At 75.2% G+C, this 8,694-nt stretch carries 7 protein-coding genes; 6 read left to right on the top strand and 1 reads right to left on the bottom strand.

Going from position 1 to position 8,694, the window contains the following annotated elements; translation table 11 throughout:
• Window positions 1-592: hypothetical protein (locus E1211_RS27940; RefSeq protein ID WP_207915537.1), on the top strand; the 592-nt coding region annotated here is incomplete at its 5' end.
• Window positions 589-2,433, top strand: coding sequence for an ABC transporter ATP-binding protein (locus E1211_RS27935; RefSeq protein ID WP_132352531.1), 1,845 nt, complete (start codon window positions 589-591; stop codon window positions 2,431-2,433). The genes E1211_RS27940 and E1211_RS27935, both read left to right, overlap by 4 nt.
• A gap of 52 nt (window positions 2,434-2,485) precedes the next feature.
• On the opposite strand, the gene E1211_RS27930 is transcribed toward E1211_RS27935, so the two are convergent.
• The gene (locus E1211_RS27930; protein WP_132352529.1) at window positions 2,486-4,288 is read right to left on the bottom strand and encodes an AfsR/SARP family transcriptional regulator; all 1,803 of its coding nucleotides are present in this window, start codon (window positions 4,286-4,288) and stop codon (window positions 2,486-2,488) included.
• A gap of 200 nt (window positions 4,289-4,488) precedes the next feature.
• On the opposite strand from E1211_RS27930, the gene argC reads away from it, so the two are divergent.
• From argC to E1211_RS27910, 4 genes are all read left to right on the top strand, one after another.
• Window positions 4,489-5,490 (top strand): N-acetyl-gamma-glutamyl-phosphate reductase, encoded by a 1,002-nt coding sequence (gene argC / locus E1211_RS27925; RefSeq protein WP_132352527.1) that lies wholly within the window; start codon window positions 4,489-4,491, stop codon window positions 5,488-5,490.
• A complete protein-coding gene (gene argJ, locus E1211_RS27920) occupies window positions 5,487-6,659 on the top strand; it encodes a bifunctional glutamate N-acetyltransferase/amino-acid acetyltransferase ArgJ (RefSeq protein ID WP_132352525.1) in 1,173 nt (390 codons plus the stop codon). Before argC ends, argJ begins: the two co-directional genes overlap by 4 nt.
• Complete coding sequence (gene argB, locus E1211_RS27915; protein WP_132352523.1) at window positions 6,656-7,543, top strand: acetylglutamate kinase; 888 nt, start codon at window positions 6,656-6,658, stop codon at window positions 7,541-7,543. The genes argJ and argB overlap by 4 nt, the downstream gene beginning before the upstream one ends.
• A partial coding sequence (locus E1211_RS27910) for an acetylornithine transaminase (RefSeq protein WP_132352521.1) occupies window positions 7,540-8,694 on the top strand: 1,155 nt, incomplete at its 3' end. The genes argB and E1211_RS27910, both read left to right, overlap by 4 nt.

The raw sequence follows: 8,694 nt of genomic DNA, 5'->3' as shown, positions 1-8,694 counted from the left end.
CGTCCCGGCCGGTCGGCCGATCCTGACCCCGGCAATCCCCGAAGGAGCCCTCATGGCGCTGTTGACCGTCGCCGTCGTCCTCGTCGCCGCGCTCGGCCTGCTCAACCTCGTGCTGCTGCTCGGCGTGATCCGGCGGCTCCGCGAACACACCGACCTGCTCAGCGACCGCCAGTCGCAGCCGCCGGCGGTGATGCTGGAGGTCGGCTCGATCCCGGGGGACTTCGTCTCGACCACCGTGGACGGCGAGCTGCGTACCCGCGCCGACATCCCGCCGATGACGCTCGTGGCGTTCCTCTCACCGGCCTGTGAGCACTGCGAGGAGCAGCTGCCCCTGCTGGTGGAGCGGGCGCGCACCATGCCCGGCGGCGCCGAGCACGTCTGGATCGTGGTGGTCGGTAAGGGCCCGGAGACCGAGCCGTACGCCGCCCGGTTCGCGGGGCTGGCGACGGTCTTCGTCGAGCCGGGCACCGGTCCGCTGCCGCTCGCCTTCGGGGTCAAGGGGTACCCCGCGTTCGGCCTGCTCGACGAGCGCGGGATCGTCGCGTCGACGGCGTTCGGCATCGCCCGGTTGGACCTGCCGGTGGCTTCGTGACCGGCCCCCGCCTGGCCCCGCGGCGCGCCGCCCGGCACGCCCGCGCGGCCGTCGGCCTGACCTGGCGGGCGGCGCCAGCGGGCACGGCCACGGACCTGCTGCTGGCGATCCTCGCCGGGGTGACGCCGGTGCTCGTCGCCGCGCTCACCAAGCTCGTCCTGGACGGGCTCACCGGCGGGGGTCGGGCGGGCGCCCCGCCGGCCCTGCTCGGCGTCGGCCTGGCGCTCGCCGCGGCGGCCGGCGTGGTCCTGCCGCAGGTGCGCGCGTACGTGGAGAAGGAGCGGCTGCGCGCGGTGAGCCGGTTGGTGCGCCGCCGGCTGCACGACGCGGTGCTGCGCCTGGTGGGTCTGGTCCGGCTGGAGGACCCGGAGTTCCAGGACCGGTTGCAGGCGGCCCAGCAGACCGGGCACCTCGGCCCCACCCAGCTCACCGGGAACGCGCTCGGCGCGGTGCAGAGCCTGCTCGCGCTGGGCGGTTTCCTCGGTGTGCTGCTGGCGCTCAGCCCGCTCGTCGGGCTGCTGGTGCTGGCCGCGGCGCTGCCCACGCTCTGGCTCCAGCTGCGTCTCAACCGTGCCCGGGCCGCGTTGGTCCTGCACCTGGAGCACTTCCAGCGGCGTGACCTCTTCTTCGCCCAGCTGCTGGTGGGGGTGCCGGCCGCCAAGGAGGTCCGGCTCTTCGGCCTCGGCCGGTTCTTCGGTGACCGGATGCTCGACGAGTTGGGCGGCATGCACCGGGTCGAGCAGCGGCTGGATCGTCGCGAGCTGCGGGCGCAGGCACTACTGGGGCTGCTGGGCGCCGCGGTGGCCGGCGCCGGGGTCGTCTACACCGTGGCGGCCGCCGCGGCGGGCCGTCTCACGGCCGGCGACGTGGTCATGTACCTGGCCGCCGTGCCGGGAGTGCAGGGCGCGCTGGGCAGCCTGGTCGGCCAGCTCGGCGCGATCCACCGGGCGCTGCTCCTCTTCGACCACTACGACCAGGTGATCCGGGCCGAACCCGACCTGCCGGTGCCCGTCGCGGCGCGGCCGGTTCCGCCGCTGCGGCACGGCATCGAGCTGCGCGACGTCTGGTTCCGGTACTCGCCGCGGCATCCCTGGGTGCTGCGCGGGGTGGACCTCTTCCTGCCGGCCGGCTCGACCACCGCGCTGGTCGGTTTGAACGGCGCCGGCAAGAGCACGCTGGTGAAGTTGCTCTGCCGGTTCTACGACCCGGAGCGGGGCTCCATCCGGTGGGACGGGGTCGACGTGCGGGAGTTCGACCCGGCGGCGCTGCGGTCGCGGCTCGGCGCGGTGTTCCAGGACTTCATGCCGTACGACCTGACCGCCGGGGAGAACATCGCGGTGGGCGACCTCGCCGCCCGTGACGACCCCGACCGGATCCGGGCCGCCGCCCGGCAGGCCGGCGTCGACGAGACCCTGGCCAGGTTGCCGGGCGGCTACGACACCCTGCTGACCCGGATCTTCTACGACGGCCCGGACCGGGACGACGCGCAGGCCGGGGTGGTTCTCTCCGGCGGTCAGTGGCAGCGGGTGGCGCTGGCCCGCGGGTTCCTGCGGGCGGACCGGGACCTGCTCGTCCTCGACGAGCCGAGCTCGGGACTCGACGCCGAGGCGGAGCACGACCTGCACGCCCGGCTGCGCGTTCTGCGGCGCGGGCGGACCAGCCTGCTCATCTCCCACCGTCTCAACGCGGTGCGGGACGCGGACACGGTCGTGGTGCTGGCCGACGGCCGGGTCGCCGAGTGCGGGCCGCACGACGAGCTGCTCGCCGCCGGCGGCGGGTACGCCCGGCTCTTCACGCTCCAGGCGCGGGGCTACCGCGAGGAGCGGCCGGCGGCGGTCTGACCCGGGCCTGTGCCCGGGTCGCGGCGGCGCCGCGACCGCCGATCGGCGCGGGTCAGCGGCGGCCACCGCGGTCGCGCGGATCGGTGGCGCCCAGCTCGGCGGCGTAGAGCCGGACCAGGTCCCCGATGCGGTACCGACCCGGCCCGGCGGGTTCGGCGAGTTGCGCCGCCACGAGCCGGTCGAGCGCCCGTACCGCCTCCTCGGCCGGCGCGCCGGTCAGCGTGGCGGCCAGCTCCGGGGTGACCGGCCCGGCGGGGGCGTCACCCAGCCGGCGGAAGAACCGCGCGGCCGACCCGAGCCGCCGGTAGCTCGCGGTGAGCCGGGGACGCAGCCCGGTCTCCGCGAGCCGGTAGCGTTCGTCGCGCAGCCGCCGGGCCAGCCGTGCCATCGACCAGTGCGGGCACTCGGCGAGCCGGCGTGCCGCGCTACGCAGCGCCAACGGCAGCCCCTCGCAGAGCGCGACGACGGCCGAGGCGGCCTCCGGCTCCTCGTCGACCCGGCGGTCGCCCGCGGTGAGCCGCAGCAACGCCAGCCCGTCGGCGGGGGGTAACGGGTCCAGCCGCACCGTCGCGGTGAACGGGTCGGCCACCGGGCAGCGGCTGGTGACCAGCAGGGCGCAGCCGCCGCGGACCGGTAGCAGAGCCTCGACCTGGGCGGGGTCGGCGACGTTGTCGAGCACCAGCAGCACCCGCCGGTCGAAAAGCACCGACCGGATCCGGGACCGCGCCTCGGCGAGGTCGGTCGGTTCCGGCGTGGCCGCCCGCAACGGCCGGAGCAGCGCCGTCGCCACCTCGAACGGGGACGGCGGTGTCCCGTCCAGCGATCCGCCCAGGTCGAGGTGGAGCTGGCCGTGGGGGAAGGCGTCCAGGGCCCCGGCGGCCGCGTGCAGCCCGAGCGCGGACTTGCCGGTGCCGGGCATCCCGTAGACCGCCACGGTGACGGGTGTCTCGCGTACGGCGGTCAGGGCCGCGTTCAGTCGGGTCAGCTCGCCGCGCCGGCCGACGAAGGGGGTGCCGGGGCAGGGGAGTTCGTGCGGTACGAGCGCCGGCCGGGGATCCGCCGGACGGTCCCGGGTGCGGGCGGCGGGCCGGCCGGCCAGCAGGCGGGGGTCGTGTCGCCGGACGGCGCGGTACAGCTCGGTCAGCTCGGGGCCGGGGCTGACGCCCAGCTCACCGGCGAGCGCCTGGCACGCGGCCCGGTACGTCCGCAGCGCGGCGGCCCGGTCGCCGGCCCGGCACTGGGCGGTCATCAGCAGCGCCCAGGCCGGCTCGCGCAGGGGGTTCTCGGCCAGGTGTCGCCGGAGCAGGGCCAACAGCGGGTAGCTGCCCGGGTCACCGAGGTCGAGCCGGCACTGCGCGTACGTCTCCCGGACGGCGCCGCGCCGCTCGCGCAGTCGGTCGAACGCGGCGGCGGTGGCCGGCCCGTACGCGGCGGGCGGCTCCGTCGCAGACCAGAGGGAGAGCGCCCGCTCGAACAGGGGCGCCGCGACGTCGGGTCGACCGTCGACGCGGGCCGCGTGCCCCTCGATGGCCAGCCGCTCGAACTCGGCGGCGTCCAGCTCGTCCGGCTCCACCCGGAGCAGGTAGCCGCCGTCGGCGGCGTGCAGCCGGGGCGGCTCGCCGGGCGCGGCGAGCAGGTGACGCAGCTGGCTGGCGTGGGTACGCAGGTTCGCCACCGCCGAGGCGGGCGGCTGCCCGCCCCAGAGTTCCTCGCGCAGCCGCTCGACCGGTACGGCAGCCCCGGCGTGCAGCAGCAGGGTCACCAGGAACGCGGTGGGCCGACCGCCCGGCAGCCGCACCGGGCGACCGTCACGCAGGGCCCGGATCGGACCGAGGATCTGGAACATCAGTCCCATGCGACCTCCGCTGGGCGCCCCCGCGGGCCCGGCTGTGGGCCCCGCACCATGCCGGGCCAATTATGTCAGTCAATGGATTGGTTGTCGGGGTGCTTCTGGGTGAGCCGATCGAGCCATCATTCTCATGCAGTGGACTGCATGAACTTGCGGTCGGAGATCATCGCTGCTAGATTTGACTGCATAGTCATGCGGAGGTGAGTATGGGAATCCGAGTCGCGGTAGCGGGAGCGAGCGGCTACGCCGGCGGCGAGCTGCTCCGACTGATCGCCGGGCACCCGGAGTTCGAGCTGGTCACCGCCACCGCGCACAGCCAGGCCGGGCACCGCGTCGACGTGGTCCATCCCCAGCTGGCCGGGTTCGACCTGGTGCTCGGCGCGGCCGGGCCGGCCGCGCTCGCCGACGCGGACCTGGTCTTCCTGGCCCTGCCGCACGGCGAGTCGGCCGCGCTCGCCGCCCAGCTGCCGGCCGACGTGCGGATCGTGGACCTCGGCGCCGACCACCGGCTCGCCGACCCGTACCAGTGGGCGCAGTACTACGGTGGCACGCACGCCGGGCAGTGGACCTACGGCCTGCCGGAGCTGCCCGGGCAGCGGCAGCTGATCGCCTCCGCCACCCGGGTGGCGAACACCGGCTGCTACGCCGCCGCGATCAGCCTGGCGCTCGCCCCGCTGATCGCCGCCGGCGCCGCCCAGGCCGCGGACGTGGTCGTGGTCGCCGCCTCGGGCACCTCGGGGGCGGGGCGGGGCGCCAAGGCCCACCTGCTCGCCAGCGAGGTGATGGGCGACCTGTCGCCCTACCGGGTCGGCACCCACCAGCACGTGCCCGAGATCAAGCAGGCGACCGGCGCGACCGGCCTCTCCCTCACGCCGGTGCTCGCGCCCATGCCGCGCGGCATCCTCGCCACCGTCACCGCGCTACCCGCCCGCGGCGTCGACCCGCAGGCGGTGCTCGCCGAGGCGTACGCCGACGCGCCGTTCGTGCACGTGCTGCCGGAGGGGCGCTGGCCGCACACGGCCGCCACGCTCGGCTCCAACTCCTGCCACCTGCAGGCGACCGTCGACGTCGACTCCGGCCGCCTGGTCGTGGTGAGCGCGCTGGACAACCTCGGCAAGGGCGCCGCCGGCCAGGCGGTGCAGAACGCCAACCTGATGTTCGGTCTGCCGGAGACCACCGGCCTGTCGGTGTACGGGGTGGCCCCATGAGCGTGACCGCCGCGCAGGGATTCCGGGCGGCGGGCGTCGCCGCCGGGCTCAAGGCCAGCGGCGCCGCCGACGTGGCCCTGGTGGTGAACGACGGACCGGACACGGCCGTCGCCGGTGTCTTCACCGCCAACCGGGTGAAGGCCGCGCCGGTGCTCTGGACCCAGCAGGTCGTCCGCGGCGGGGCGGTCCGCGCCGTCGTGCTCAACTCCGGTGGCGCGAACGCCTGCACCGGCCCGGCCGGGTTCCAGGACACGCACGCCACCGCCGAGCACGTCGCCGCCGCTCTCACGGCCGCCGAGCCGGGCCGGGACCTCGGGGCCGGCGAGGTGGCGGTCTGCTCGACCGGCCTGATCGGCGAGCGGCTGCCGATGACCGCGCTGCTCGCCGGCGTGGACCACGCCGTGGGCACGCTCTCGACCACCGGCGGCACCCCCGCCGCCGAGGCGATCATGACGACGGACACCCGGCCGAAGACGACGGTGATCCCGGGCTCCGGGTGGACCGTGGGCGGCATGGCCAAGGGCGCGGGCATGCTCGCGCCGGCCCTGGCCACCATGTTGTGCGTCATCACCACCGACGCGGTGGCCGATTCGGAGCTGCTCTCCGCCACGCTGCGCGAGGCGTGCCGCGTCACGTTCGACCGGATCGACTCCGACGGCTGCATGTCCACCAACGACACGGTGCTGCTGCTCGCCAGCGGCGCGTCGGGTGTCACGCCCGCCCCCGGCGAGCTGGCCGCCGCGGTCACCGCCGCCGCCCACGACCTCGCCCAGCAGCTCGTCGCGGACGCGGAGGGCGCCACCAAGCAGATCGCCATCGAGGTGGTCGGCGCGGCGAGCGAGGAGGACGCGGTCGAGGTGGGTCGGGTGGTGGCCCGCAACAACCTCGTGAAGACCGCGCTCTTCGGCAACGACCCGAACTGGGGGCGGATCCTCGCCGCCGTCGGCACCACCGCCGCCGCGTTCGAGCCGGACGCCGTCGACGTCGCGGTCAACGGGGTCTGGGTGTGCCGGGACGGCGCCGCCGCCGAGGACCGCTCGAAGGTCGACCTGACCGGGCGGGACGTGACCATCCGGATCGACCTGCGCTCCGGGGCCGCCGCGGCCACCGTCTGGACCAACGACCTCTCCCACGCGTACGTCCACGAGAACTCGGCCTATTCGACATGACCCTCTCCGCCGATCTCACCCGGTCCCAGGCCAAGGCCGCCACGCTGATCGAGGCGCTGCCGTGGCTGGCCCGTTTCTCCGGCGCCACCGTCGTGATCAAGTACGGCGGCAACGCCATGGTCGACCCCGAGCTGCAACGCGCGTTCGCCGCCGACATGGTCTTCCTGCGGTACGTCGGCCTGAAGCCGGTCGTCGTGCACGGCGGCGGACCGCAGATCTCGGCCATGCTGGGCCGGCTCGGCATCGTCAGCGAGTTCCGCGGTGGCCTGCGGGTCACCACCCCGGAGGCGATGCAGGTCGTCCGGATGGTGCTGGTCGGTCAGGTCGGGCGGGAGCTGGTCGGGCTGATCAACGCGCACGGCCCGTTCGCGGTCGGCCTCTCCGGCGAGGACGCGGGGCTGTTCACCGCGGTGCGCCGCCCGGCGTACGTCGACGGCGAACCGGTCGACGTCGGCCAGGTCGGTGACGTCGAGTCGGTCGACGTCTCCGCGGTCACCGACCTCATCGCCGCCGGGCGGATCCCGGTGATCTCGACCGTCGCGCCGGACGCCGACGGGGTGCTGCACAACCTCAACGCGGACACCGCCGCCGCCGCGCTCGCGGTCGCGCTGGAGGCCCGCAAGCTGGTCGTGCTCACCGACGTCGCCGGCCTCTACGCGAACTGGCCGGACACGACCAGCCTGATCTCCGAGATCGACGCGGACGCCCTGGCGAAACTGCTGCCCACCCTCGAGTCGGGGATGGTGCCCAAGATGGAGGCCTGCCTGCGGGCGGTGCGCGGGGGAGTGCCCGCCGCACACGTCGTCGATGGCCGGGTCGCCCACTCCACGCTGCTCGAGGTCTTCACCTCGGAAGGGTTCGGAACGATGGTGATCGAGTCATGAGCGGCCTGGTGCAGCGCTGGAGCGAGGCCATGATGGACAACTACGGCACGCCGCCGCTGGCCCTGGTCGAGGGTTCCGGCGCCGTCGTGGTCGACGAGGACGGCCGGGAGTACGTCGACCTGGTCGGCGGCATCGCGGTCAACGCCCTCGGTCACGCCCACCCCGCCGTGGTGGCCGCCGTGTCGAAGCAGATCGCCACCCTCGGGCACGTCTCGAACCTCTACGTCGCCGAGCCGCCGGTCGCGCTCGCCGAGCTGCTGCTCGCCCTCGCCGGCCGGCCGGGGCGGGTCTTCTTCGCCAACTCCGGCGCGGAGGCGAACGAGGCGGCGTTCAAGATCTCCCGGCTGACCGGCCGGACCCACGTCGTCGCCACCTCGGGCGGCTTCCACGGGCGGACCATGGGCGCCCTCGCGCTCACCGGGCAGCCGGCCAAGGCCGACCCGTTCCGCCCGCTGCCCGGCGAGGTCACGCACGTCGAGTACGGCGACGTGGCCGCGCTGGAGGCGGCGGTCACCGACGCCACCGCGATGGTGATCCTGGAGCCGATCCAGGGTGAGAACGGCGTGGTGGTGCCGCCGGCCGGCTACCTGGCGGCGGCCCGCCGCATCACCGCCCGGCACGGCGCGCTGCTGGTGCTCGACGAGGTGCAGACCGGCATCGGCCGTACCGGGCACTGGTTCGCCCACCAGGCCGAGGGGGTGGAGCCGGACCTCGTCACGCTCGCCAAGGGGCTCGGCGGTGGCCTGCCGCTCGGCGCCACGCTGGCCTTCGGCCGGGCGGCCGAGCTGCTCACCCCCGGCTCGCACGGCACCACCTTCGGCGGGAACCCGATCAGCTGCGCCGCCGCGCTCGCGGTGGTGAGCACCATCGCCCACGAGGGGCTGCTCGACCATGTCAAGCGGGTCGGCGAGCGGCTGCGCCGGGGCGTCGAGGCGCTCGGGCACCCGCTCGTCTCGGGCGTACGCGGGGCCGGTCTGCTGCTCGGCGTGGTGCTCACCGCTCCGGTGTCGCGGGTGCTCGCCGAGGCGCTGCGCGAGGCCGGTTTCCTGGTGAACCCGGTGCAGCCGGGCGTGCTCCGCCTCGCTCCGCCGCTGATCCTCACCGCCGAGCAGGTGGACGCCTTCCTGGCCGCCCTCCCCGCCGCCCTGGAC

Origin of the sequence: Micromonospora sp. 15K316, from assembly GCF_004348525.1 — a bacterium.
Lineage (GTDB): Bacteria > Actinomycetota > Actinomycetes > Mycobacteriales > Micromonosporaceae > Micromonospora.
Note: the sequence above shows the minus strand (reverse complement) of the source record. Positions and strands in the feature narration are given on the sequence as shown.

What these genes read in the sequence shown, in the direction of transcription:
- E1211_RS27930 (WP_132352529.1), bottom strand. Translation starts at nt 4,288, where the DNA reads ATGGGACTGATGTTCCAGATCCTCGGTCCGATCCGGGCCCTGCGTGAC.
- argC (WP_132352527.1), top strand. Translation starts at nt 4,489, where the DNA reads ATGGGAATCCGAGTCGCGGTAGCGGGAGCGAGCGGCTACGCCGGCGGC.
- argJ (WP_132352525.1), top strand. Translation starts at nt 5,487, where the DNA reads ATGAGCGTGACCGCCGCGCAGGGATTCCGGGCGGCGGGCGTCGCCGCC.
- argB (WP_132352523.1), top strand. Translation starts at nt 6,656, where the DNA reads ATGACCCTCTCCGCCGATCTCACCCGGTCCCAGGCCAAGGCCGCCACG.